Raw genomic sequence first — 23271 nt, 5'->3', positions numbered from 1 at the left:
CCGTGGAGACCGTATGGACAGACCGCTCGGCCCCCGGACGCGGTGGCTCGGCTCCGCCTGGGGCCGGGGAGCGACCGCCGCGCTCGCCGGGGCGCTGCCCGCGCTCGCCTTCCCCGCCCCGTCGTGGTGGTGGCTGGCCTACGTCGCGCTGGTGCCGTGGCTGTTGCTGGTACGGACCGCGCCGACGCCCCGGCGGGCGGCACTCGACGGCTGGCTGGGCGGGACCGGTTTCATACTGGCGGTGCACCACTGGCTGCTGCCGAGCCTGCACGTCTTCATCCTCGTCCTCGCCCTGCTGCTCGGTGCGCTCTGGGCGCCCTGGGGGCTGCTGGTACGGGCCCTGCTGGGCGGCGCGCCCGGCTCCGGGAGATCGGCGGCCGCGCTGGTGCTGGTGCCGTCGGGCTGGCTGATGGTGGAACTCGTCCGGTCCTGGGAGTACTTGGGCGGCCCCTGGGGCCTGCTGGGCGCCAGCCAGTGGCAGGTCGCGCCCGCCCTGCGGCTGGCGTCGATCGGCGGGGTCTGGCTGCTGAGCTTCCTGATCGTGGCGGTGAACACCGCCCTGGCCCAACTGATCGCCCGCCGCGCCACCTGGCGGCCCGCGGTCGCCGGCCTGCTGGTGTGCGCGCTGGCGGCCGGCGCCGCGTGGTTCCTGGCGCCGGTCCCCCGCCCGGCCGGCACGGTGCGGATCGCGGTCGTCCAGCCGGGCCCGGACGGCACCCCGACCCAGCGGCTGGCCCGCAGCGTGGCGCTCACCCGGTCGCTGGCCGGCCGCGGGGTGCACCTGGTCGTCTGGGGCGAGAGCAGCATGTACCAGGACCCGGCGGACCGCCCGGCGCTCGCCGCCAGGCTCGCCGCGCTGTCCCGGGAGACCGGCGCCGACCTGCTGGTCAACGCCGACTCGGTACGCGCCGGGCGCCCGGGCATCTACAAGAGCGCGGTACTGGTCGGCCCGCACGGCCCGACCGGCGACCGCTACGCCAAGAGACGGCTGGTCCCGTTCGGCGAATACATACCGTTCCGGTCCGTACTGGGCTGGGCGACCAAGGTGGGCAAGGCGGCCACCACCGACCGGATACGCGGCACCCACCAGGTGGTGATGCCCGTCGCCACGGCCGGCGGGCTGCGGATCGGGCCGCTGGTGTGCTTCGAGACCGCCTTCCCCGACCTGAGCCGCGCCCTGGCGCGCGGCGGTGCGCAGGTGATCGTCGCCCAGTCCTCGACCTCCACGTTCCAGGACAGCTGGGCTCCGCTGCAGCACGCCTCCCTGGGCGCCCTGCGGGCCGCGGAGACCTGGCGGCCGATGGTGCACGCCACCCTCACCGGCGTCAGCGCGGTGTACGGCCCCCGCGGCGAGCGGATCGGCCCCACGCTCGGCACCGACCGCAGCGCGGCCGCCGTCTACGACCTGCCGCTGGCCGCCGGCACCAGCCCGTACACCCGGTTCGGCGACTGGGTGGTGTACGGGGCGGTGGGCGCGCTGGTGCTCGCCGGTGCGTACGGCGGCGGGAAGAGGCTCACGCCACGGCGGCCCGGCGGACGGACCGCCCGGCCACGCCGGGGCGACGGCCGGAGCGCTCCCCCGGACCGGCTCAGCGAGCGGACCGCTCCACCGCGTCGGTGATGACGCGCTCGCACAGCTCGTGGGTGCGCAGCGCGTCCCGGGCGGACGGCTGCCGGCCGGCCCGTACGTCGTCCAGGAACGCCAGGACGATCTGCTCGATACCGCGCTGACGGGCGACCGGCACCCAGTCACCGCGCCGCCGGACCGTCGGCTGCCCCTTGTGGTCGATGACCTCGGCGAGGTTCACGACCTGCCGCCGGGTGTCCTGCCCGGAGACGTCGAGGACCTCCTCCGCGGAGCCGCTGAGGCGGTTCATGGTGCCGATGGCGGTGAACCCGTCGCCGGACAGCTGGAGCACCACGTGGTGCATCAGGCCGTCCCGGATCCTGGCCCGGACGTCGATGTGGTCCGGCTCGCCCGGCAGCAGGAACCGCAGGGTGTCGACGACGTGGATGAAGTCGTCCAGCACCAGCGTGCGCGGGTCCTCGGGCAGCCCGACCCGGTTCTTGTGCATGAGGATCAGGTCGCGGGCGTGCTCGCGGCACTGCGCGTAGGCCGGCGCGAACCGGCGGTTGAACCCGACGGTCAGGCCCACGCCCCGGTCCTCGGCCAGCGCCACGAGCCGCCGTGACTCGTCGAGTTCGTAGGAGAGCGGCTTGTCGACGTAGGTCGGCACACCGGCCTCGACGAGCCGGGTGACCAGCTCCGGGTGGGCGGCGGTGGCGGCGTGCACGAACGCCGCGTCCAGGCCGACGGCGAGCAGCGAGTCCAGGTCCGCGTGGAGCTGGTCGCCGGTCAGCCGGTGGGCGGCGCCGACCCGTTGGAGGGTCGCCGCGGTGCGGGTGTGCAGATGGAGTTCGGTCCCCGGCAGGGTGCCCAGTACGGGCAGGTACGCCTTCTGCGCTATGTCGCCGAGTCCGATGCAGCCGACCTTCACTCTTGCTCCTCGCGTAGTGCCGCGGTCCTGGTGCCCCGCGCCCCGGCAGCATACGTGCCGGCCGGCGGCCGCCAGTCGGCGATGCCGTCGAGGGCGCGCAACGCGTGATCGCGGGCCAGGCGGGCGGTGGCGGTCAGCAGCCCGGCGCGCAGTGCACACGCGGGCCGGGACCGCCAGGTGGTGAGCCGGCCGATCCGCTCGGCACGGCGCACCACCTCCATGGTGCGCGGCAGCCGCTGCCGGGTGTACGCGGCCAGCGCGGCCCCCAGATCGGCGTCCGGCCCGGCCTCGTGCGCCAGGACGACGGCGTCCTCGACGGCCTGGCACCCGCCCTGCCCCAGGTTGGGCGTCATCGGGTGGACGGCATCACCGAGCAGCGCGACCCGCCCGTGGTGGAAGGCGGGCGGCGCGGCCGCCGCGCTGTACACGTCGTTCCGCAGCACCTCGGCCGGGCCGACGGCGTCGAGCAGCGCCGGAACGGGCTGGTGCCAGGCCCCGAACCGCCGCAGGAGTTCGGCCCGCTCGTCGTCGACCGCCCGGCCCCCGGCGGGCACGGCCGCGGTGGCGTACGCGTAGATCCGCCCGCCGGCCAGCGGCACCGTGCCCCACACGCCGCCGCGCCCCCAGGTCTCGTGCGCCACCTGGCCCACCCCGTCGGGCGCCGGCACGACGAACCGCCACGCGGTGAAGCCGGCGTAACGGGGAGCGGGGTGACCGGGGAAGACCGCACGGCGGACGGCGGAGCGGATGCCGTCGGCGGCGACCACCAGGTCTACGGAGAGGTCGGTGGAGGTGGCGGCGTGATTGTGCCTGGCGTTGCCCCCGTTGCCCCTGGCGTTGGTCTTGGCGTCGGTCTTGTTCTTGTCGTCAGTGGTGCGGGGGCGGTCGGGGCCGGTGCGGTCGGGTTCCGGCCGGTCGGGCACGGGCTGGTCGGGTCCGCGCCGGTCGGGTTCGGCGATGCGGACCCGGGCCGGGCGGCCGCCCGGGCGGGGGTCGCCCGGGTCGACGAGGGTGGCCGTGGCGCCTGTGCGGACCGCGCTCGCGGGGAGCCGGGCGGCGAGCAGGGCGACCAGTTCGGCACGGTGCACGATCGCCACCGGCCCACCGAAGCGCCGGACGGCCGCGGCGTTGTCCGTACGAGCCAGCCGTCGTCCGCCGGGCAGCCGGAACTCGCCGGCCCCCTGCCGATCGGCCCTCGCCCGCACCGCGTCGCCCACCTCGATCGTGTCCAGCGCGCGCTGGGCGTTCGGCGCCAGCGCAATGCCCGCCCCGACCGGCTCCAGCGCGGCGGCCCGCTCGACGACGGTGACCGACCACCCGCGGCGCTCCAGGGCCACCGCGGCGGTGAGCCCCCCGATCCCCCCACCGATCACCAGCGCGGTGCGCTGCTGCTTCATGTCGCCTCCGATTCCGTGCCGAGTCCGTGGCGAGACCGTCGCGAGTCCGTCCGAGGTCCGGACGACGCCACCTACACGGACGGCTGGCCAGAGACGGTCAGTCACGGACAGCCAACTACAGATGTAGTTACCCCTCGGCAGGAGACTACACCTGTAGTCGCAGAACGTCACTACACCCGTAGTGGCCCCGCTAGGCTTCACACATGACCGCTCGTGACGGCCACCGCCCGGCTCCGCCCGCCCCCGCCCCCTCGCCCTCCTCCCCCGCCTCCGACCGCCCGCAGCTGATCGCGGATGCGGCAATTCACCTGCTCGCCGAACGCGGTATGCGGGGGCTGACCCATCGGGCCGTCGACGAGGCGGCCGGTCTGCCGCTGGGCTCCACCTCGAACCTCGCGCGGACCCGGGAGGCCCTGTTGGAGGCGGCGGTACGGCGGCTGGCCGAACGGGAGGCCGCGGTGCTCACCCCGGCGGAAATGCCGACGGCCGCCGCGCACACCGCCGGGCCCGAGACGGCGGCCGCCGGCACTCCGGCGGTGGGCACCGGCCCGGAGGCCATCACGGACGCCCTCGCGCTCGCACTGCACCGCTACCTCTCACGGCACCGGCAGTTGCTCCTCGCCCGCTACGAACTCGCTCTGGAGGCCACCCGCAGGCCCGCGCTGCGGGAGATCTACGACCGGGCGGGACGGGCCTTCCGCGAGCCGATGGTGGCGATGCTGGCGGCGGCCGGCTCCACCGCGCCCGAACGGCACGCACTGTCGATGGTGGCCTGGTGCGACGGCGTGCTGTTCTCCTGCACCGCAGGCCAGTTCCACACCACCACCCCCACCCGCACCGAGCTGCGCACCTCCTGCGCGGAACTCCTGACCGGCATGCTGCGCCGCCCGGACGACGACGCAGGACGCTAGCCGGGCGGACGCCGGCGGGCACGCGGCGGGCGCTGGCGGGCACGCGGCGGGCGCTGTGGGGGGGGGAACGCGGCGGGCGGTGTGGGGGGAACGCTTAGGCCGCGGGGTACGGCGAACGACCCATGGGGTGCGGCGGACCACGGGATACAGCGTGGACGCTAGCGGGTACGGCGTGGACGCTAGGGGGTACGGCCAGCCGCCCCGCCCAGCTGGAGCTCCAGACGATCGATCGCGTCCCGCAACCCCTGGCGGTATTCGCCGTCGGCGAGCGCGTTGACCGACGCCCGGGCCCGTAGCAGCTGGGCCCGGGCGTCGGCCGGCCGGTCGAGCGCCGCATAGTCGGCCGCGATGTTGAGATGCAACGAGGGGAAGAAGGCCCGCAGCGCGACGAGGGGGTGGTGACGGGTGCCAGGGCCCTCCTCCCCCGGCACGGCGGCCACCCCGGTCTCACCTGGGGCGGGCCCGGTGCCCAGGGGCCGCTCGGTGACGAAGCCCTCGGCCGCTTCCAGGGCCCGGAGGTCCCAGTCCAGCTCGTCCCGCGGGTCGTCCTGGGTGTCGGCCATGTAGTGCGCGAGGGCGCAACGGTGGAAGGCGTCGCCCTGCGGGCCGATCTCGTGCCACAGCGCGGAGAGGCGGTTACGCGCCTCTTCGCGATCGCCGGCCCGATGCAGCATGATCGCCTGGCCGATCCGGGTCAGTACCCCGTCCTCAGACATCGCCTCCAGCCGCTGCTCCACCACCGCGCACTCCCCGTATCCACTCACCGCCGCTGACGTTTCCTCGACGCTAACCGCCACCGGAGAGCTTCGCTCGGTGTGCGCGACGCGCCGGGTGGCAGCCGTACGGGCGCAGGCTACGGTCCACGGTCCCGGCCGGGGCAGCCGTACGCCGGTGGGCCACCATCCGGGCCGGGGCAGCCGTACTACGACGGCTCCGTCCGGACCCGGGCAGTCCTACGACGGTGGGCCACCGTCCGGGCCGGTTTCTCAGCCCAGGTCCGGGATGCGCCAGTCGATCGGGGCGTGGCCGTGCGCGGCGATCGCGGCGTTGATCTGGGTGAACGGGCGGGAGCCGAAGAACTTCTTCGCCGACAGCGGGGAGGGGTGCGCGCCCTGCACCACGACATGCCGGTCCTCGTCGATCAGCGGCAGCTTCTTCTTGGCGTAATTCCCCCACAGCACGAAGACCGCCGGGTCGGGCCGGGACGCCACTGCGCGGATCACCGCGTCGGTGACCTGCTCCCATCCCTTGCCCTTGTGCGAATTGGCCTCCGCCTCGCGGACCGTCAGGACGGCGTTCAGCAGCAGCACGCCCTGCTGCGCCCAGGGCATCAGATAGCCGTTGTCCGGAATGGGGTGACCCAGCTCCTCCTTCATCTCCTTGTAGATGTTCCGCAGCGACGGCGGCGTCTTGACCCCGGGCTGCACGGAGAAGCACAGGCCGTGGCCCTGGCCCGCGCCGTGATACGGGTCCTGGCCGAGAATGAGCACCTTCACCTGGTCGTAGGGCGTCGCCTCCAGCGCCGCGAAAACCTGCTCGCGGGGCGGATAGACCGGGCCCTGGGCCCGCTCCTGCTCGACGAAGTCGGTGAGCTCCTTGAAATAGGGCTTCGCCAACTCCTCGCCGAGTACCCCGCGCCAGGACTCGGGCAGCATGTCGGTCACCACGTCAACAACCTCCGGTGTGTGTTGCGTTCTCACTCCCAGAACCTACCGGCGACCACTGACAACACCGCCCACGGGCCATTCCTTCCCGGGGCTGGGGGCGGGGGGTGAAGGCGGGCGGAGGCGGACCAGGCTCGCGGACCCGTGCCGAGGCCGCTGCGGCAGGGCACCGGACACAAGCCCGCGGCCCGGGGGGCGGGCCCACCCTGTCGGGCTCACGGCACGAGGCCGGGGCCACGGTACGGGACGAGCCCCATGGCACGGGACGGGCCCACGGCATAGGGACGGGCCCCCGGCACGGGAAACGAGCACGGGGTCGGGGGCGGGGGCGGGGGGCTATGGCACGGGGCTCGGGACTTCGCCCTGCTCCGCCGGGGCTCACCTCGCCTCGCTGGGCCGCCACGATTCCCCGCCGCGGGTCAGCACACCCGTAAGCCCGTCGCGCCCCTGCCAGGCCCCACCACGCCCCGTCTGAGCCCCCGCGCCCCGCCGGCCTCGGGGATCTTGCCGCGGCCCTCACCTCGCCCCGCTTGAGCCCACCACGCTCCGCCGGGGCCCGGCACGCCCGCCAAGGCCCACCAGGCGCCGGTGAGGCCCCCACGCTCCGCCACTCCGCCGAAGCCGATCGCCCCTCTGCCGGGTCCCAGGGCTTCACCACGTCTCACCAGAGCCTGTGTCTCCTCCGCCCTGCCGAGCCTCTCCAGACGCCCAGGCCCCAGGGCCCTGGGCCCTCCGCAGGCCCCGAACCTCTCTCACCCCGAAACCACACAAGCGGTGCCGTCCCCTTGGAGATCACGCAAGTGGTGCCGGCCCCTTGGAGATCACGCAAGCGGTGCCAGCCCCGTAGGCATCACGCAAGCGATGCCGACCCCTTAGCCATCACGCAAGTGGTGCCGGCCCCTTGGGGACCGGCACCACGGACTCTGCCTCTTGGAACACACACCGACGCAAGCCGGCCAACGGGCCCACGGACGCGAACTCACCCACGCCGGCCCACGAACGCCGGCTCACCGACGCGGGCCCACCAAACCGGCCCACCAACGCCGGCCCACCGACGCGAGCTGGCCCAGGGGCCTACCGCCCCGGACTCGCGCCGCCCGGTCGGCCGTTCACGCCCCCGCGTTGAGGAACAACCCGCCGTCCACGACCAGCGTCTGGCCGGTGATCCAGCCCGCCGCGTCGGACAGCAGGAAGGCCGCCGCCCCGCCGATGTCCTCGGGGACGCCGAGCCGCGCCATCGGGTAGGCGGCCGCCGCCTCCTCCTCGCGGTCCTCGTAGAGCGCGGCCGCGAACTTGGTCTTGATCACGGCCGGCGCGATGGAGTTGACGCGTACCAATGGCGCGAATTCATGCGCCAGTTGGTGCGTCAGGTTGATCATCGCGGCCTTGCTGATGCCGTACGCGCCGATGAACGGCGAGGCGCTGAGCCCGGCGATCGACGCGATGTTGACGATCGCACCGCCGTTCTCCTTCTGCCACGCGTGCCAGGTGCGCTGCGCGAGGCCGAGCGCCGAGATGACGTTGGTCTCGAACACCTTGCGGGCGACACCGAGGTCGAGGTCGGCGATGGGCCCGAACACCGGGTTCGTACCGGCGTTGTTGACGAGGTAGTCGACCCGGCCGAAGGTCTCCATCGCGCGCTCGACGGCGACGGCCTGATGGGCCTCGTCATGCGCCTTCCCCGCGACGCCCAGCGCCCGTTCCGCGCCCAGCTTCTCGACGGCCTCCTTGAGGGCGTCCTCGTTGCGCCCGGTGATGACGACCCGGTCACCGCGGGCGACCAGCGCCTCCGCGATGCTGTAGCCGATCCCGCGGCTGGCGCCGGTCACCAGCGCCACCTTGCCGGAGGGCTCCGGGAGCCCGTTTGCCTGCTCTGTCATGTCGTGTACTCCTGTGGTCCGTGGGCGGTCAGTTGAGCGGGCCGCCGGCGACGTACAGGACCTGGCCGGAAACGAACCCCGCCGCTTCACCGGTGAAGAAGGCGATCGCGTTGGCGATGTCCTCGGGCCGGCCGACGCGCTGGACCGGGATCTGGGTGGCGGCCGCGGCCTGGAAGTCCTCGAAGCCCATGCCCACGCGCTCGGCGGTGGCGGCGGTCATGTCGGTGACGATGAAGCCGGGGGCGACGGCGTTGGCGGTCACGCCGAACTTGCCGAGCTCGATGGCGAGGGTCTTGGTGAAGCCCTGCAGACCGGCCTTGGCGGCCGAGTAGTTGACCTGCCCGCGATTGCCCAGCGCCGAACTGGAGGAGAGGTTCACGATCCGGCCGAACTTGGCGTCCACCATGTGCTTCTGGCAGGCGCGGGACATCAGGAACGCGCCCCGGAGGTGCACGTTCATGACCGTGTCCCAGTCGGTCTCGCTCATCTTGAACAGCAGGTTGTCGCGCAGCACACCGGCGTTGTTGACGAGGACGGTCGGTGCGCCGAGCTCGGAGGCGACCCGGGTCACCGCCGCCTCGACCTGCTCGGCGTCCGAGACGTCACAGCCGATCGCGACGGCCTTGCCGCCGGCCGCGGTGATCTTCTCGACGGTGTCCTTGCAGGCCGCCTCGTCGAGGTCGAGGACGGCGACGGCGCGGCCCTCGGCGGCCAGGCGTACGGCGGTGGCCGCGCCGATACCGCGGGCCGCGCCCGTCACGATGGCGACGCGCTGCTCGGTGGTGGACATGCGGGTTCTCCTCACCTCGAAACCTCGACAAACGGTCCGCTGCACCGATCCCGTGGGTGAGCAACCGCTTAGTAGCCTGAGCAGGGCTGACGCTAGAAGCCCGGCCACCCGCTGTCAACGCCCCACCACCGCGCCGTTGCCGAGCTCACCTGCACCGCCCCGGTGAAGGAGCGGAAACCGGACGGACAGACGAAAACAGATGAAAGGGGCGCCCGGCCCGGGAGACGGGCCGGGCGCCCCCTGGGGACGCATCCGGGTACGGCGGAATCCAGGTGCCCGCGGAATCCAGGTGCCGGCAGAATCCAGCTGGACGGCCGGGTGTACGGGAGGGCCGGGTGTGTGCGGAATCCGGCTCAGCGGACCAGCAGGTCCAGCAGCCGCTCCGCCTCGGTGGTGGGATCGGCGGTCAGCCCGGTGTGCACCGGACCGGGCTGGACGATGGTGCTGCGCGGGGCGATCAGCCAGCGGAACCGGCGCCCCGCGTCGTCCGCCGCGGCCTGTCCGGCCCGTTCGCCACCCGCGCAGATCCCTTCCACGGCGCCGAGCGCGGCGCGCACCCCCTCGACGTCGACCGTCGGGTCCAGCGCCAGCAGCCGGGCCTCGTCCAGATGGGTGCGGGCCTCGACGAAGCGCCGGGCGCGGCAGTACACCACCACACCGGCATTGATCATCTCGCCGCGCTCCACCCGGGGCACGACCTTCAGCAGGGCGTACTCGAAAACATCGCGTCCGTTGTGCAGACCGGTCACTTCACTGCCCTCCGAGGCAACTTTCCGGCCAGCCATGCCGGCGCCTGCGAGGGCTTGTCCTTGGTGGGCTCCCCGACGGTGATCCGCTCGCTGATCGTACGGGCACGCGCCAGCAGCGTCTTCACGTACGCCTGGCGCAGCACGTCCGGCGAGTCGAAGCCGGGCTCGTCGACGAGCCATTCGTCCGGCACGTCCGCCGCGATCTCGGTCAGCAGTTCCTCGGTGATCCGCGGCGCGAATTCCTCGGCCGCCGCCGCGAGGTCCGGACCGAACGTGGCGAGCACATGGTCGGAGGCGTTGTACGGCCGGCTCGCGGCCTTTTCGGCGGTCGGCCAGTTGTGGTGCCAGATCATCGCGGCGCCGTGGTCGATCAGCCAGAGTTCGCCGTGCCAGACCAGCAGATTGGGATTGCGCCAGGACCGGTCGACATTGTTGATCAGCGCGTCGAACCAGACCACCCGGCCCGCCTCCCGCGCACTCACCTCGAAAGCGAGCGGATCGAATCCCAGCGATCCGGGGAGGTAGTCCATGCCGAGATTGAGCCCGCCGCTGGCCTTCAGCAGCTCCTGGACCTCCTGGTCGGGCTCGCCGAGGCCGATGACGGGGTCGAGCTGCATGCGGACCAGATCCGGCACCCGCAGCCCGAGCCGGCGGCCCAACTGCCCGCAGATCACCTCGGCGACGAGGGTTTTGCGTCCCTGCCCGGCACCGGTGAACTTCATGATATAAGTTCCGAGATCGTCGGCCTCGACGATTCCCGGGAGCGATCCGCCCTCACGCAAAGGCGTGACATAGCGGGTCGCCATGACTTCGGTCAACATCCCCACAGGCTACGGCAGCGTTCCGCCACCCGTTATTCCTTTTCCGCCCGGTCCGGTACCGGTGCTTCGTGCTGCGCGGATTCCGGCAGAAAGCCCCGGAGAAAGCCCTCCCCGGAGCGCCCCGGCGGAATGCCCCGTGGAACGCCTTGGGGAATAGCTTGTGGCACGCCTTGTGGAACGCCCCTCGGCATCCCGGGATGAAAGCGCAGCACACACACTGGAGGACAGCATCGTGGACGACCGTCCCATGGACGACCGCACCTTGGCACACGGCACCACCGGCCCCGCGCCCCTCACCGACCCCGCCCATCCCGTCAACACCACTGCATTTCCACGCCAGTTCGCCCGCACCCGCCGCTTCTCCCTCGGGGTGCCCCGGCATTTCACCGTCTCCCCGGACGGCCGCCGGGTGCTCTTCGTCCGTACGGGTTCGGGTACCGACCCCGTGGGCCGGCTGTGGCAGTACGAGGACGGTGCGGAACGGGTGCTGGCCGACCCGGCGCTCCTCGTGGGGGACGCGGCCGAAGCGCTCCCCGAGGAGGAGCGGCTGCGCCGGGAGCGCGCCCGTGAGAGGTCGGCCGGGGTGGTCTCCTACGCGGCCGACGACGACGCGCGGCTGGTGGCGTTCGCACTGTCCGGTGCGCTGTGGGCGGTGCGGACGGACGGGGGCGCGCCGTTTCCCGTCCCGGCGGCGGGCCCGGTGGTGGACCCCCGCCCTTCGCCCGACGGGCGGTCCATCGCCTATGTGAGCGGCCGCTCCCTCCACGTCGTCACCCTGGCCGGGGAGGACCGGCAGCTGGCCCGTGCCGAGGGCCCCGAGGTCTCCTACGGGCTCGCCGAATACGTCGCGGCCGAATCCATCGGCCGGCTGCGCGGCTACTGGTGGGCCCCGGACAGTCGCCACCTCCTGGTGGCGCGGGTCGACACCAGCCGGGTGGCACGGCGTTACCTCGCCGACCCCGCGGATCCGGCCAGGCCGCCGCGGACGATCCGCTACCCGTCCGCCGGCACCGCCAACGCGGACGTCACGGTGCAGCTCGTCGCCCTGGACGGCAGGCGCGTGGAGGTCATCTGGGACCGCACGGCGTACGAGTACCTCACCGAGGCCGGCTGGGACGCGCACGGCCCGTTCCTGGCCGTGCAGAGCCGGGATCAGCGCACGGTCCGGCTGCTCGCGGTCGATCCGGCGACCGGGGCCACCGAAGTGCGGCACGAGCGGACCGATCCGGCCTGGGTGGAGCTCATACCGGGCACCCCGTGCCGTACCGCCTCGGGCGCGCTGGTGGTCCCCGAGGACGACGGTGACACCCGCTATCTGACCATCGGGGGCCGCCGGGTCACCCCGGAGGGACTCCAACTCCGCGCCGTATTGGCGGTCGAGGGGGAACGGGTGCTCTTCACGGCGAGCGAGGACCCGCTGGAGACCCATGTGTGGAGCCATGAGCCCGGCCACGGCAACCGGCGGCTGAGCCGGGGGCCGGGCCGGTTCACGGGCACGGGACGGGGCGGCACCGTGGTTGTCGAGGGGCAGACCCCGCACGGCAACGAGGTGAGCGTGCTGCGCGGCGGCCGGCCCGCGGCGGGCATCACCTCGCTCGCCGAGACCCCGGCGGTCACCCCCCGCCCGGTCTTTCTCACCCTGGGAGAACGGGAGTTGCGCGCCGCCCTCCACCTGCCGTCGTGGCACCGGGAGGGCTCGGCCCGGCTGCCGGTGCTGCTCGACCCGTACGGCGGGCCGGGGCTCCAGGTGGCGGGACGGGGCCAGGGGTGGTCCACCTGTGTGTCGCAGTGGTTCGCCGAGCAGGGCTTCGCCGTATTGGTGGTCGACGGGAGGGGCACGCCGGGCCGGGGGCCGGCCTGGGAGAAGGCGGTGCACGGCGACCAGCTCGGGCCGGCACTGGAGGACCAGGTGGATGCGGTCCGGGCGGCCGCGGCGCGGTACCCGGACCTGGACCTGTCGCGGGTGGCGATCCGCGGCTGGTCGTTCGGCGGGTTCCTGGCGGCCGCCGCGGTGCTGCACCGCCCCGATGTGTTCCACGCGGCGGTGGCCGGCGCCCCGCCCACCGACCAGCGGCTGTACGACACCCACTGGAAGGAGCGGTTCCTGGGCCACCCGGAGGAGCGTCCGGACGCCTATGAGCGCTCCTCCCTGGCCGGGCACGGCCATCTGCTGACCCGTCCGCTACTGCTCGTCCACGGGCTCGCGGACGACAACGTGGCGGCCGCGCACACCCTGCGCTTCTCGGCGGAACTGCTCGCGGCGGGCCGGCCGCACAGCGTGCTGCCGCTGCCGGGGGCCACCCACCTGCCGGCCGACGACACGGTCAACGAGCAGCTGCTGCACTTCCAGCGGGACTTCCTGCGGGACGCGCTGTCGGCCGTCGGAGTGTGACGCGCCGACAAGAACGTGCCCGGCTTTGAACGCGGCCGCCGAGGTCTCCGTATGGAGCTTGTGCAACGTCCATGGACCAGATCGCGCACCGAAGGCACCACCACGAACCGGAGGCAGACCATGGCACGACAGGCAGCAACGGGGCGGACGGAGACGGCAGCCACGGGGTCGGGGACGGAGGAGACGGTTCCGGCACGGCCGTGCTGCGGAACGGCCCGGCGCACCGTGGTTGCGGCGGTCGGCGCGGCCGGCCTGACGGCGGCGCTCGCGGCCTGCGGCAGTGATATGGCCGGCTCGGGCGGTGACGGCTCCAAGGCGGCGGACGGCAACGGCGCCACGGGGGCGGGCGGTTCCGAAGCCGGCAGTGGCGCCGGTCCGGCCGGCAAGGAACTCGCCAAGGCGGCGGAGATCCCCCAGGGCGGCGGCAAGATCTTCAAGGCGGAGAAGGTGGTGGTCACCCAGCCGCAGAGCGGCGAGATCAAGGCGTTCTCCGCGGTCTGCCCGCATGCGGGATGCGTCGTCAACGAGGTCTCCGGCGGCACCATCAACTGCCCTTGTCACGGCAGCAAGTTCGACATCACCGATGGCAGCGTGAAGCACGGCCCCGCCACCAAGGGCCTGCCCCCGGCCAAGGTGAACGTCAAGGGCGGTACGGTCACGCTCGCCTGAGGCACGTCAACGGACCACCGAAGGGCGCGCCGCCGCTTGTCCTACGTGCGTCGGCGGCCCGTTCGTCGGTCCGGCTGTCGGCCCGTTCGTCGGTCCGTTCGTGGGTCCGGCCCGTCAGCGGGTGCGGCGCGGCCTCCGCCAACTGGTCAGCACGCCCTCCGTAGTGGTGACGGTGGCGACCAGGGCGAGTGTGTGGCGGATCATCGCCGGGGTGTAGTCGGCGGGCACCCCGGCGATGGCGTCCGCGGGCACCACCGCCGTGTAGCCGAGGTTGACCGCGTCGAACACCGTATTGGGGATCGCCACGTTCGCCGACACCCCGGTGACGACGAGCGTCCGGCAGCCGAGGTTGCGCAGCAGCGCGTCCACCTCGGTGCCGGCGACCGGCGACAGACCGTGCAGCCTGCGCACCACCAGGTCCTCCTCGCCGACCGGTACGGGATCGGCGATGCGCACTGCGGTGGACCCGGCGAGCTGCTGGACGGGCAGCTTCTCCGCGGCCCTGAACAGGCGCGCGTTGCGGCTGGCGCCGCGCCCGTCGGGACGGCGCTCGGCCACCGCGTGCATCACCTGGACCCCCGCGTCGTGCGCGGCCGCCACCAGGCGGGCGATGTTCACCAGCGCCCCTGAAGTGCGGGCGGTGTCGGCGAGTTCGGGCAGCGCGCTCTCCGGGCCGACCACGCCCCGCTGGCACTCGACGGTGAGCAGCACCGTCGAGGCCGGGTCGAGTTGCTCGCCGAGCCGTACGGCGTCCGAGGGCATGGCAGGTCCTCCCGGTTCCGGTGGTCCGTTCCTGACGGCGTCCGCCCCGGGCGGGCGCCTCCCTGCCGGGGCTCTTCGAGGCGGGCGAGGGTACCGGGCATTGCATCCGTCAGGAAGAGCGCCGATGATTTCTGACGCCCAGTCAGCTCGTCCCTGGTGGGCAGTTCCCACCAGGGCAGTCGCAGCGGAGGCGATGACGGATGACCGACACACAGCGGCACGGGCGCCGGATCATGATGACGCCGGGCGAACTCGACGCGTTCCTCGCCGAGCAGCGCACCTGCCGGGTCGCGACGGTCGGCGGGGACGGGGCGCCGCACGTAGGAGCGCTGTGGTTCGCCTGGGACGGTGCCGCGCTGTGGCTCTATTCGATCACCCGCAGCAGGCGGTGGACCCAGGTCCGCAAGGACCCGCGGATCGCGGTGGTGGTCGACGACGGGCACGCGTACGGCGAACTGCGCGGCGTGGAGCTGTCGGGCCGCGCGGAGTGCGTCGGGGAGGCCCCGCGAACCGGTGAGCGCTGTGCCGAACTGGACGCTCCGGAGCGGCTGTTCGCCGGGAAGTACTTCGGGATGACCACGATGCCCCACGACGGCCGGCACGCCTGGCTGAGGCTGACGCCGGATTCCGTGGTGTCGTGGGACTTCCGCAAGATCCCAGGCTGAGCGCCGGCCGCAGCGAGGCCGCGAAGGCGGGGTCACCGGCGGTGATCGCCGGTTCTCAGCGCGTTGTCGGTGGCGTCTGCGAGAGTGGTCCCGTCAGCCCGTTCCGCGCCCGCGCAGGGTGCGGAGGCGGGACGGCCCGGTCGGGCGCGGCCGGGTGCCGACGAGACGAAGGAGATCCGGTGAACGTGCTCTTCCCCGCACTGCGCGAGGGTTCGCCCGCCCCCGCGCTGCGCTTCGGCGACCGCGCGCTGAGCCATCGACAGCTGGCGTCGGTGGCGGGCGCGCTGGCCGAGCGGATCGCCGGTGAGACCCGCATCGCGGTCTGGGCGACGCCGACGCTCGAAACCTCCGTGGGAGTGGTGGCCGCGCTGCTCGCCGGTGTGGCGGCCGTACCGGTGAATCCGAAGATCGGTGAGAGCGAGCTGGCACACATCGTCGGCGACAGCACCCCCTCGCTGGTGCTGGCCGGGGCGGACGACGAGCTGCCGGGCCCGCTCGCCGCACTCCCCCGTATCGACGTCGACGCCACCGAGCCGCCCGAGGGGCCCGGGCCCGCGCTGCCGCAGGAACCGGCCGACGAGACACCGGCGCTGATCGTCTACACCTCCGGGACGACCGGCCCGCCCAAGGGCGTGGTGCTCCCCCGCCGCGCCCTCGCCCACACCCTCGACGCCCTCCAGGACGCCTGGCAGTGGACCGCCGACGACGTCCTGGTGCACGCCCTGCCGCTGTTCCACGTGCACGGCCTGATCCTCGGCGTCCTCGGACCGCTGCGCCGCGGCGGCAGCGTCCACCACCTGGGGCGCTTCAGCACGGACGCGGTCGCCCGGGAGCTGTCCGGGGAGGGCACGATGCTCTTCGGCGTCCCGACGATGTACCACCGCCTGGCCGTGGAGGCGGGCCGGGATCCGGCCCTGGCGAAGGCGCTGTCGCGGGCCCGGCTGCTGGTCTCCGGTTCGGCGGCGCTGCCACTGACCGATCACGAGCGGATCGCGGCGGCCTCCGGGCGGCGGGTGATCGAGCGGTACGGCATGACCGAAACGCTGATGAACACCAGCGTGCGGGCCGACGGCCCGGAGGCCACCGGCACGGTCGGGGTGCCGCTGCCCGGGGTGTACGTCCGGCTGGTCGACGACGCCGGCCAGACGATCGAGGGCGGGGACGGCGAGACGGTCGGAGAGATCCAGGTCCGCGGCCCGAACCTCTTCGTCGAGTACCTCAACCGCCCCGACGCCACCGCGGCCGCCTTCGACGGCGGCTGGTTCCGTACCGGCGACATGGCGGTCCGGGACGCCGCCGGCAACTACCGCATCGTCGGCCGCCGGGCCACCGACCTGATCAAGAGCGGTGGCTACAAAATCGGCGCGGGCGAGATCGAGAACGCACTGCTGGCGCACCCCGGGGTCGCCGAGGCGGCCGTCACCGGCGCCCCCGACGAGGACCTCGGCGAGCGGATCGTCGCCTGGGTCGTGGCCGAGCGCGGCCCGGAGGCCGGCCCGCCGCCGTCCGCCGAGGAGCTCGCCGACCATGTCGCCCGCCAGCTCGCACCGCACAAACGGCCGCGCACCGTGCACTTCCTGGACGCCCTGCCGCGCAACGACATGGGCAAGATCCTGAAGCGAGAGCTCCATGCATGACGGCGGGGACGGTGAGAGCGGCGGGGGTGCCCCGGTCGGCGCGGGTGCGGGCGCAGCAGGAGCGAGTACGGGCGGGGGCGCGGCGAAGCCCTGCGCGCGCCTGACGGCTCGTCAGGCGCTGGCGGCGGTCGCGGACACGTACACCGAGTTGCCGACGCCGTCGGCCACGGCGTCACCGGACCCGGACGGGCCGCTCGGCTGGCCCGGTTACGACGCCGCCCGGGCCCGCGCACGTACGGCGACCGGTGAGGACGAGTCGGTGGTCACCGCCGTGGCCGACCTCGCCGGGACCCGAGCGGTCGTGCTCTCCTTCGAGTTCCGCTATCTCGGCGGCTCGCTGGGCGAGCGCACCGGCGACCGCCTGGAGGCGGCATACACCGAGGCCCGGCAGCGGCGGCTGCCGGTCGTCTCGCTGATCGCGACCGGCGGCAGCCGGATGCAGGAGGGCATGCGCGCCCTGAGCCAACTGCAGCGGGTGGCCCGGCAGTCGGCGCTGCACCACGCCGCCGGACTGGCGCAGCTCGCCGTGGTCCGCGATCCGACCACCGGCGGCGGCTGGGCCACGCTCGGGGCGGCCGCCGATGTGATCCTCGCGCTGCCCGGGGCGCAGATCGGTTTCGCCGGCTCGCGGGTGCGCCCCCGGGACGCCGACCCGTCCGCGTACTCCGCCGAGGGGCAGTTCGCCGCCGGGCAGGTGGACGCGGTCGTCCCGCCCGACCGGTTGCGGGAGACGCTGCGGCGGTGGCTGCGGCTGCTCGCTCCCGCCGGCCTCCCGGCCGGCGCCGATGCCACGCCTGCACCCCCGCCGGCCGCGCTCGGCGCTGCGGGGCTGCCGGAGACCGGCTGGGATGCGGTGGTGCGCGCCCGTGCGGCCGAACGGCCGCGCGCCGAGGCGTATCTGCGGGCGTACTTCGACGACCGGGAGGAGCTCAGCGGCGACCGCTGCGGCGGCACCGACCCCGGTATACGGTGCGGCTTCGGCCGTCGTGAGGGCCGGACGATCGCCTTCGTGGCCCAGTGCGGCACGGCCACCCGCCCGGCCGGCTTCCGCACCGCGGCCCGGCTGGTCCGGCTCGCCGACCGGCTCGGCATACCCGTGCTCACGCTGGTGGACACCCCTGGCGCCGCGAACGACGCGGCGGCCGAGCGGGCCGGTGCCGGAGCGGCGATCGCCGACGCCTTCGCGGCGCTGGCCACCGCGCGGGTGCCGGTGACGTCCCTGCTGATCGGCGAGGGCGGTTCGGGCGGCGCGCTGGCCCTCGCCGCCCCGGGCCGGCTCTGGGCCACGCCGGACAGCTACTTCTCGGTGATCGCCCCGGAACTGGCCGCCGCCATCCTCAAACGCGACGAAGGGCAGGTCCACGACACCGCCGAACAACTCCGCATCCGCCCCCAGGACTTGCTGGGCCTGGGCGTCATCCGCGGGATCGTGCCGACGACCGGGGACGGGGTGATGGACCGGGACGGGTGACGGACCGGGACGGGTGACGGACCGGGGCGGGGTGACGGATCGGGGCGGGGTGACCGACCGGGCGGGGTGACGGACCGGGAAGGGGCAACGGGCCGGGGTGGGGTGACCGACCAGGAAGGGGCGACGGACCGGGGCGGGGTGACCGACCAGGAAGGGGCGACCGACCAGGAAGGGGCGACCGACCGGGCGGGGTGACGGATCGGGCGGGGTGACTGGTTGGGAAGGGGCGACGGATCGGGACGGCTGGGGCCGCCGAAAGCCCCGTTCGGCGCCGGAGGCCCCGTTCAGGCGGCCTCGACCTGCTCCGCGGCCGTCCGCAGCGCACCGACCGCGGCGCGGATCGAGGGTCTACGGTCCGCGTCCGCGCGCCAGATGGCGTACACATGGCGGCGCATCGTATGGCGTACGGGCACCACGCTCACCCCCTCGGGCACCGGTCCCCGGCCCAGGCGGGGCGCCACCGCGACGCCGAGCCCGGCCGCGATCAGGGCGAGCTGGGTCCCGTGCTCCTCCGCCATATGGGCGATGCGTGGTTCGATGCCCTTGCTGCGCAGCGTGAACATCAGCCATTCGTTGCAGAACTCCCCCTGTGGCCAGGAGATCCACTCGTCCTCCGCGAACTCCTCCAGCTCCACGGAGCTCCGCCGGGCCAGCGGATGCGTGGCCGGCATCGCCACATCGGCGGGGTCGTCCAGCAGTGGCGACTTCGCCAGCCCGTCGGGGAGGGACAGCGGGCGGTTGTACCAGTCCAGGACCACGGCCAGATCGATGTCGCCGCGCACCACCCCGCGCACCGACTCGTCCGGCTCCATCTCGGTCAGACGCGCGCGCAGCTGAGGATGCGCGGCGCGCATCCCCGCGAGCGCGGCCGGGAAGAGCCCGCGCGCCGCGGTGGGAAAGGCGCCCATCCGCAGCTCGCCGACCGCCTGGCCGCGGTGCGCCTCCAGCTCGGCCTGGGCGAGTTCGACCTGGGAGAGGATGCGCACCGCGTGGTCGGCGAGCAGCCGTCCGGCGTCGGTCAGCCGCACCCCGCGCCCGTTCTTCGCCAGCAGCTGCTGCCCGGTTTCCCGTTCCAGCTTGGCGATCTGCTGGGAGACGGCCGAGGTGGTCACATGCAGCCCGTCGGCGGCCGCGCTGACCGATCCGTGGCGGGCGACCGCGCTCAGCGTCCGTAGGCGATCAAGGTTCAACATATAAGCAATGCTACGCGATACCTGCCACAAAAACTCGCTTGTGCTACTAAGTTGCATCCGCCATCTTAGGTGTCATGACCAGCGCCACCAGCACTTCCGTCGCCTCCGTCAGCCCCGACACGGCCACGGACCCCACCGCCCCCACGCCCCAGCGGCCCGTCGCCGTGACCCGGCCGCGCGCCCGCGGCTGGCAGGTCCGGTTCGCGATCCTCGCGCTCATCTGGGGCTTCAGCTTCCTCTTCATCAAGGTGGGCACGCAGAGCTTCGCACCCTTGCAGGTCACGCTCGGCCGGGTGACGTTCGGCGCGCTGGTGCTGCTGACCATTCTCGTGATCAAGCGCGAGCGACTGCCGCGCTCCGCCCGCACCTGGGGACATCTCGCGGTCGCCGCGTTCTTCCTCAACGTGCTGCCGTTCTCCCTCTTCGCCTACTCCGAGCTGACCATCCCCTCCACCTTGGCCGGCATCTGCAACGCCACCTCGCCGCTGTGGGGAATGGCGCTGTCGGTCGTGGCGCTCTCCGAGGACCGCCCGACCCGGCGGCGGGTCGCCGGTCTCGGCATCGGCTTCCTGGGCGTGCTGACCGTGCTCGGCGCCTGGCAGGGCTTCGCCGGTACGGATCTGACCGGCACCGCGATGGCGCTCGGTGCCTCGCTCAGCTACCCCATCGGCTGGATCTACGTCCGCCGGACCCTGGCCGGCTCCTCACACTCCCACCTGTCGATGTCCAGCACCCAGCTGCTGCTGGCCACCGCCCAACTCGCCGTCGTCACCCCGCTCTTCACCACCGCACCGACCGGCTACCCGATCCTCCCGCTGCTCGCGGTCTTCGCACTCGGCGCGCTGGGCACCGGCTTCGCCTTCCTCCTCCAGTACGGCCTGGTCGCCGAGGTCGGGCCCACCACGGCACAAATGGTCACCTACTTCGTCCCCGTGATCGCCACCACCGCCGGGGTCGCCCTCCTGAACGAGCGACTCAGCTGGAACACCCCGGTCGGCGCCCTGATCGTGCTGGCCGGCGCGGCCCTCACCCAGGCCAAGCCCCGCACGCCGACGGCCCGCCGCTCCACGTCCACCAACTGAACCGCTGGCCCGTTGTCCGTCTCCGGAGTGTCAACGGGCCGACTTCTTACGGAAGTTCGCGCGCCATGGCCAACCTGACGGGCGAGGGAACACGCCCGGGGCGGAAGCGCGAAGGGGGGCGTCGTCGACGGGAGCGCAAAAGGCGGCGTCGTGGACGGGGCGCACGGGACGTCTGGTGTGGCCGCCCTGCTCAAGCGGCCCGCTCCACTCCGGTCGCACTCGCCGTGAACCGCCTCCAGCTGTGGCTGGCCGAAGCCAGGACCCGCAGCTGCGGACACGGCAGCGCCGACCGGCCTGCCCCCGCATGTCCGCGCCTGCCGGTTCCTGGGCGCCCGGGGCGCTGCACCTTTCACCATCGGCTGACCGCCGGAACGCTCGCCGCGCTGCCGGCCGCCCCGGCGCCCATCGACTGCTCCGGCTGCTCCGGCTGCTCCGGCTGGATGACTCGACGCGCCGCCTCACCCCGGGCAGCCGAGTGCGCCTCACCGGCAGCCCCGCCTTCGCCTCCGGCCCGCCCCCTGACGCGGGGCACGGGCACCGCATCCGGCGCAGCCGCCGGTCCCACCAACTCCAGTTCACTACAGCCGAGTTCCAGGCCATCACTCCCCCCGCCGAGCGGCTCCCCTCCCCCAACACACTTTCCGCACCACCCTCCCTACTCGTATCGTCGTGGCTCACCCGCCCCCGTGGCCGCGGCGACCGCGTCGGCGAGCGGCTCGATGTCGCCGTGCGACAGCCCGGAGACGGTGATGCGGATTCCCGGTGGGGAGTGCAGCCGGAAGCGCGCACCGGGGGCGACCGCCCAGCCGGAATGCAGTAGCCGGGCCACCGCTCCGGTCTCGTCCGGGACCGGCACCCAGACGTTCATCCCGCTCCGCCCTCGGGCGGGCACCCCGCGCTCGGCCAGCGCCCGTATCAGCGGATCACGGCGCCGGCCGTACGCGCCGGCCACGGCCGTCGGATCGACCGCGGACGTCTGCCACAACTGCACGACCGTGTCCTGGAGGAGATGGCTGACCCAGCCGGGGCCCAGTGCCTGCCGTCCGCGCACGCGGTCGACGGTCACCGCATCGCCGGTGAGCACCGCCAGGCGCAGATCGGGTCCGTAGGCCTTGGCCGTCGAACGGACCAGCGCCCAGTGGCCGGTGACACCGGAGAGCGGATGGAGCGGGAGATCGACGATGCCGTGGCCGTGGTCGTCCTCGATGAGGAGGACGCCGGGGTGGTCGGTGAGGAGCGCGCGGAGCTCAGCGGCGCGGGCGGCCGTCACGGCGGCACCGGTGGGGTTCTGCGCCCGGTCCGTGATGACGACCGCACGGGCGCCATCCTCCAGCGCCTGCGCCAGCCGGGCGGGCAGCGGCCCTTCGTCGTCCACGCCCACCGGCGCGGGACGCAGCCCGAGCGCCGGGACGAGATCCAGCAGACTGCCCCAGCCGGGATCCTCCACGGCCACGCGGTCGCCGGGCCTCAGATGGGCGGCGAGCACCCGTTCAATGGCGTCGAGTGAGCCGCTGGTGATGGTGATCGGGCCCTCCGCCACGCCGTCGTCGGCGAAGGCCGAGCGGGCCAGCGCGGCCAGCTCCTCGTCGACGGCCGGGGTGCCGTAGAGGACCGGCCGCCGGGAACTGCGCGCCGCGGCGGCGGCCAGCGCCCGTTCGAGCGGGGGCAGCAGGGACGGGTCGGGGTTGCCGTCGGAGGTGTCGCGGACCCCCGGGGGCACCTCCACCCGCAACGCGTCGCGGGGCGTACTCGCGGGACGCGGGCGCACCCGGCTGCCGCGGCGACCCGCGGTTTCGATCACTCCCCGGTCGCGGAGCGTGCGGTACGCGGCCGCGACCGTATTCGGATTCACCTCCAGATAGACGGCCAACTCCCTGAGCGGGGGCAGGACTTCGCCTGGTTGGAGCTCGCCCGCACCGATGGCTCGCTCGACGCTGGCGGCAATGTCCGATGCGCGCCGCCCTTCGATCCGATACTCTCCTAGCACAAACTCGATTATGCACTAGTGCAATGGAGCTGGCAATGGCCTCTGCCGAGTCGTACGCGCCGAGCGACCTCACGACCCCGACCCGCGCCCGCGAGCGCGCCGCCTATGACCACGAGACGGTGCACGCCATCCTCGACGAGGGCTACGTCTGCCACCTGGGCTTCGTCCGCGACGGTTCCCCGGTCGTCCTGCCGACGCTCTACGGCCGGGTCGGCGATCGCCTCTACCTGCACGGTTCGACCGGCTCCCGGCCCCTGCGGATGGCCGGCGGGGCCACGGACCCGGGCCTTGAGGTCTGCGTCACCGTCACCCATGTCGACGGCCTGGTGCTGGCCAGGTCCGCCTTCCACCACTCCATCAACTACCGCTCGGTCGTGGTGCACGGCACCGCGTACCAGGTGACCGACGCGGAGGAGAAGACGGCCGCCCTGGACGCGCTGGTCGACCACGTCCTGCCCGGACGCGCCGCGGACTCCCGCCCCGGCAACGCCAAGGAACTGGCCGCCACCGCCGTGATCCGCCTGGACCTGCGCGACGTATCCGCCAAGATCCGTACCGGTGGCCCCAGCGACGAGCCGGAGGACCTCGCGCTGCCGTATTGGAGCGGTGTCCTTCCCGTGGCTCCGGTGTACGGCGCCCCCATACCGTCCGACGACCTGGCGCCCGGCATCGCGGAGCCGGCGTACCTCACCGCCCGCTGAGG

The 23271-nt window shown here is 73.5% G+C and carries 20 protein-coding genes; 9 read left to right on the top strand and 11 right to left on the bottom strand.

Annotated elements, in window-relative coordinates:
• Positions 1–13: 13 nt before the first annotated feature.
• Positions 14–1621: an apolipoprotein N-acyltransferase gene (lnt, locus tag AB0E02_RS25325; protein ID WP_362142840.1), complete on the top strand. Its 1608-nt coding sequence runs from the start codon at positions 14–16 to the stop codon at positions 1619–1621.
• On the opposite strand, the gene AB0E02_RS25320 is transcribed toward lnt, so the two are convergent.
• Positions 1590–2498, bottom strand: a complete 909-nt coding sequence (locus AB0E02_RS25320) for a Gfo/Idh/MocA family oxidoreductase (protein ID WP_362142838.1) — start codon at positions 2496–2498, stop codon at positions 1590–1592. The genes lnt and AB0E02_RS25320 overlap by 32 nt on opposite strands.
• On the bottom strand, positions 2495–3895 hold the full coding sequence (locus tag AB0E02_RS25315) for an FAD-dependent monooxygenase (RefSeq protein ID WP_362142836.1): 1401 nt from the start codon (positions 3893–3895) through the stop codon (positions 2495–2497). The genes AB0E02_RS25320 and AB0E02_RS25315 overlap by 4 nt, the downstream gene beginning before the upstream one ends.
• A 203-nt stretch (positions 3896–4098) precedes the next feature.
• Between AB0E02_RS25315 and AB0E02_RS25310 the strand changes: the two genes are divergently transcribed.
• A complete protein-coding gene (locus AB0E02_RS25310) occupies positions 4099–4806 on the top strand; it encodes a TetR/AcrR family transcriptional regulator (protein WP_362142834.1) in 708 nt (235 codons plus the stop codon).
• A gap of 179 nt (positions 4807–4985) precedes the next feature.
• Here AB0E02_RS25310 and AB0E02_RS25305 read toward each other — a convergent pair whose 3' ends face one another.
• The 6 genes from AB0E02_RS25305 to AB0E02_RS25280 all read right to left on the bottom strand — a co-directional run bounded on the left by AB0E02_RS25305 (position 4986) and on the right by AB0E02_RS25280 (position 10710).
• Positions 4986–5543, bottom strand: coding sequence for a hypothetical protein (locus AB0E02_RS25305; RefSeq protein WP_362142929.1), 558 nt, complete (start codon positions 5541–5543; stop codon positions 4986–4988).
• 249 nt (positions 5544–5792) lie between these two features.
• Positions 5793–6461, bottom strand: coding sequence for a uracil-DNA glycosylase (locus tag AB0E02_RS25300; RefSeq protein ID WP_362142927.1), 669 nt, complete (start codon positions 6459–6461; stop codon positions 5793–5795).
• A 1118-nt stretch (positions 6462–7579) separates the two neighbouring features.
• Positions 7580–8350, bottom strand: coding sequence for an SDR family oxidoreductase (locus AB0E02_RS25295; protein ID WP_362142832.1), 771 nt, complete (start codon positions 8348–8350; stop codon positions 7580–7582).
• 28 nt (positions 8351–8378) lie between these two features.
• A complete protein-coding gene (gene fabG / locus AB0E02_RS25290; RefSeq protein WP_362142830.1) occupies positions 8379–9140 on the bottom strand; it encodes a 3-oxoacyl-ACP reductase FabG in 762 nt (253 codons plus the stop codon).
• Positions 9141–9493: 353 nt separating this feature from the next.
• Positions 9494–9925 (bottom strand): DUF3037 domain-containing protein, encoded by a 432-nt coding sequence (locus tag AB0E02_RS25285; protein ID WP_051799168.1) that lies wholly within the window; start codon positions 9923–9925, stop codon positions 9494–9496.
• Positions 9886–10710, bottom strand: a complete 825-nt coding sequence (locus AB0E02_RS25280) for a HipA family kinase (protein ID WP_362142828.1) — start codon at positions 10708–10710, stop codon at positions 9886–9888. Before AB0E02_RS25280 ends, AB0E02_RS25285 begins: the two co-directional genes overlap by 40 nt.
• Positions 10711–10942: 232 nt before the next feature.
• Between AB0E02_RS25280 and AB0E02_RS25275 the strand changes: the two genes are divergently transcribed.
• Both AB0E02_RS25275 and AB0E02_RS25270 read left to right on the top strand, forming a co-directional pair.
• Positions 10943–13102 (top strand): prolyl oligopeptidase family serine peptidase, encoded by a 2160-nt coding sequence (locus AB0E02_RS25275; RefSeq protein ID WP_362142826.1) that lies wholly within the window; start codon positions 10943–10945, stop codon positions 13100–13102.
• A 120-nt stretch (positions 13103–13222) separates the two neighbouring features.
• Positions 13223–13771, top strand: coding sequence for a Rieske (2Fe-2S) protein (locus AB0E02_RS25270; RefSeq protein ID WP_362142824.1), 549 nt, complete (start codon positions 13223–13225; stop codon positions 13769–13771).
• A 114-nt stretch (positions 13772–13885) separates the two neighbouring features.
• Here AB0E02_RS25270 and AB0E02_RS25265 read toward each other — a convergent pair whose 3' ends face one another.
• The gene (locus AB0E02_RS25265) at positions 13886–14533 is read right to left on the bottom strand and encodes a cysteine hydrolase (protein WP_362142822.1); all 648 of its coding nucleotides are present in this window, start codon (positions 14531–14533) and stop codon (positions 13886–13888) included.
• Positions 14534–14733: 200 nt separating this feature from the next.
• Here AB0E02_RS25265 and AB0E02_RS25260 point away from each other — a divergent pair, with 200 nt between their 5' ends.
• The 3 genes from AB0E02_RS25260 (at position 14734) to AB0E02_RS25250 (ending at position 18306) form a co-directional block, all read left to right on the top strand.
• Positions 14734–15198: a pyridoxamine 5'-phosphate oxidase family protein gene (locus AB0E02_RS25260; protein WP_362142820.1), complete on the top strand. Its 465-nt coding sequence runs from the start codon at positions 14734–14736 to the stop codon at positions 15196–15198.
• 179 nt (positions 15199–15377) lie between these two features.
• Complete coding sequence (locus AB0E02_RS25255) at positions 15378–16835, top strand: acyl-CoA synthetase (RefSeq protein WP_362142818.1); 1458 nt, start codon at positions 15378–15380, stop codon at positions 16833–16835.
• Between the two features lie 118 nt (positions 16836–16953).
• A complete protein-coding gene (locus tag AB0E02_RS25250; RefSeq protein WP_362142925.1) occupies positions 16954–18306 on the top strand; it encodes a carboxyl transferase domain-containing protein in 1353 nt (450 codons plus the stop codon).
• A gap of 284 nt (positions 18307–18590) precedes the next feature.
• Here the strand turns inward: AB0E02_RS25250 and AB0E02_RS25245 are convergent, their stop codons facing one another.
• Entirely contained in the window at positions 18591–19499 is a 909-nt protein-coding gene (locus AB0E02_RS25245; protein ID WP_362142817.1) for a LysR family transcriptional regulator, read from the bottom strand.
• A 74-nt stretch (positions 19500–19573) separates the two neighbouring features.
• Here AB0E02_RS25245 and AB0E02_RS25240 point away from each other — a divergent pair, with 74 nt between their 5' ends.
• Positions 19574–20581, top strand: coding sequence for a DMT family transporter (locus tag AB0E02_RS25240; protein WP_362142816.1), 1008 nt, complete (start codon positions 19574–19576; stop codon positions 20579–20581).
• 655 nt (positions 20582–21236) lie between these two features.
• On the opposite strand, the gene AB0E02_RS25235 is transcribed toward AB0E02_RS25240, so the two are convergent.
• Positions 21237–22568: an aminotransferase class I/II-fold pyridoxal phosphate-dependent enzyme gene (locus tag AB0E02_RS25235; protein WP_362142815.1), complete on the bottom strand. Its 1332-nt coding sequence runs from the start codon at positions 22566–22568 to the stop codon at positions 21237–21239.
• Between the two features lie 35 nt (positions 22569–22603).
• Between AB0E02_RS25235 and AB0E02_RS25230 the strand changes: the two genes are divergently transcribed.
• Positions 22604–23269 carry a pyridoxamine 5'-phosphate oxidase family protein gene (locus tag AB0E02_RS25230; protein ID WP_362142813.1) on the top strand — a complete coding sequence of 222 codons (666 nt, stop codon included), beginning with the start codon at positions 22604–22606 and terminating at the stop codon, positions 23267–23269.
• The last annotated feature ends 2 nt before the right edge of the window (positions 23270–23271 follow it).

The sequence above is a fragment of the Streptomyces sp. NPDC048196 genome, assembly GCF_040652715.1.
In the GTDB taxonomy this organism is placed as follows: Bacteria; Actinomycetota; Actinomycetes; order Streptomycetales; family Streptomycetaceae; genus Streptomyces; species Streptomyces siderophoricus.
This window is presented reverse-complemented; position numbering and strand designations above follow the sequence as displayed.

Bases quoted from the DNA above. Each gene is read 5' to 3' on its own strand.
- lnt (WP_362142840.1), top strand. From the start codon at position 14: ATGGACAGACCGCTCGGCCCCCGGACGCGGTGGCTCGGCTCCGCCTGG.
- AB0E02_RS25315 (WP_362142836.1), bottom strand. From the start codon at position 3,895: ATGAAGCAGCAGCGCACCGCGCTGGTGATCGGTGGGGGGATCGGGGGG.
- AB0E02_RS25310 (WP_362142834.1), top strand. From the start codon at position 4,099: ATGACCGCTCGTGACGGCCACCGCCCGGCTCCGCCCGCCCCCGCCCCC.
- AB0E02_RS25300 (WP_362142927.1), bottom strand. From the start codon at position 6,461: ATGCTGCCCGAGTCCTGGCGCGGGGTACTCGGCGAGGAGTTGGCGAAG.
- AB0E02_RS25295 (WP_362142832.1), bottom strand. From the start codon at position 8,350: ATGACAGAGCAGGCAAACGGGCTCCCGGAGCCCTCCGGCAAGGTGGCG.
- fabG (WP_362142830.1), bottom strand. From the start codon at position 9,140: ATGTCCACCACCGAGCAGCGCGTCGCCATCGTGACGGGCGCGGCCCGC.
- AB0E02_RS25285 (WP_051799168.1), bottom strand. From the start codon at position 9,925: ATGGCTGGCCGGAAAGTTGCCTCGGAGGGCAGTGAAGTGACCGGTCTG.
- AB0E02_RS25280 (WP_362142828.1), bottom strand. From the start codon at position 10,710: ATGTTGACCGAAGTCATGGCGACCCGCTATGTCACGCCTTTGCGTGAG.
- AB0E02_RS25270 (WP_362142824.1), top strand. From the start codon at position 13,223: ATGGCACGACAGGCAGCAACGGGGCGGACGGAGACGGCAGCCACGGGG.
- AB0E02_RS25265 (WP_362142822.1), bottom strand. From the start codon at position 14,533: ATGCCCTCGGACGCCGTACGGCTCGGCGAGCAACTCGACCCGGCCTCG.
- AB0E02_RS25260 (WP_362142820.1), top strand. From the start codon at position 14,734: ATGACCGACACACAGCGGCACGGGCGCCGGATCATGATGACGCCGGGC.
- AB0E02_RS25245 (WP_362142817.1), bottom strand. From the start codon at position 19,499: ATGTTGAACCTTGATCGCCTACGGACGCTGAGCGCGGTCGCCCGCCAC.
- AB0E02_RS25240 (WP_362142816.1), top strand. From the start codon at position 19,574: ATGACCAGCGCCACCAGCACTTCCGTCGCCTCCGTCAGCCCCGACACG.
- AB0E02_RS25230 (WP_362142813.1), top strand. From the start codon at position 22,604: ATGGCCTCTGCCGAGTCGTACGCGCCGAGCGACCTCACGACCCCGACC.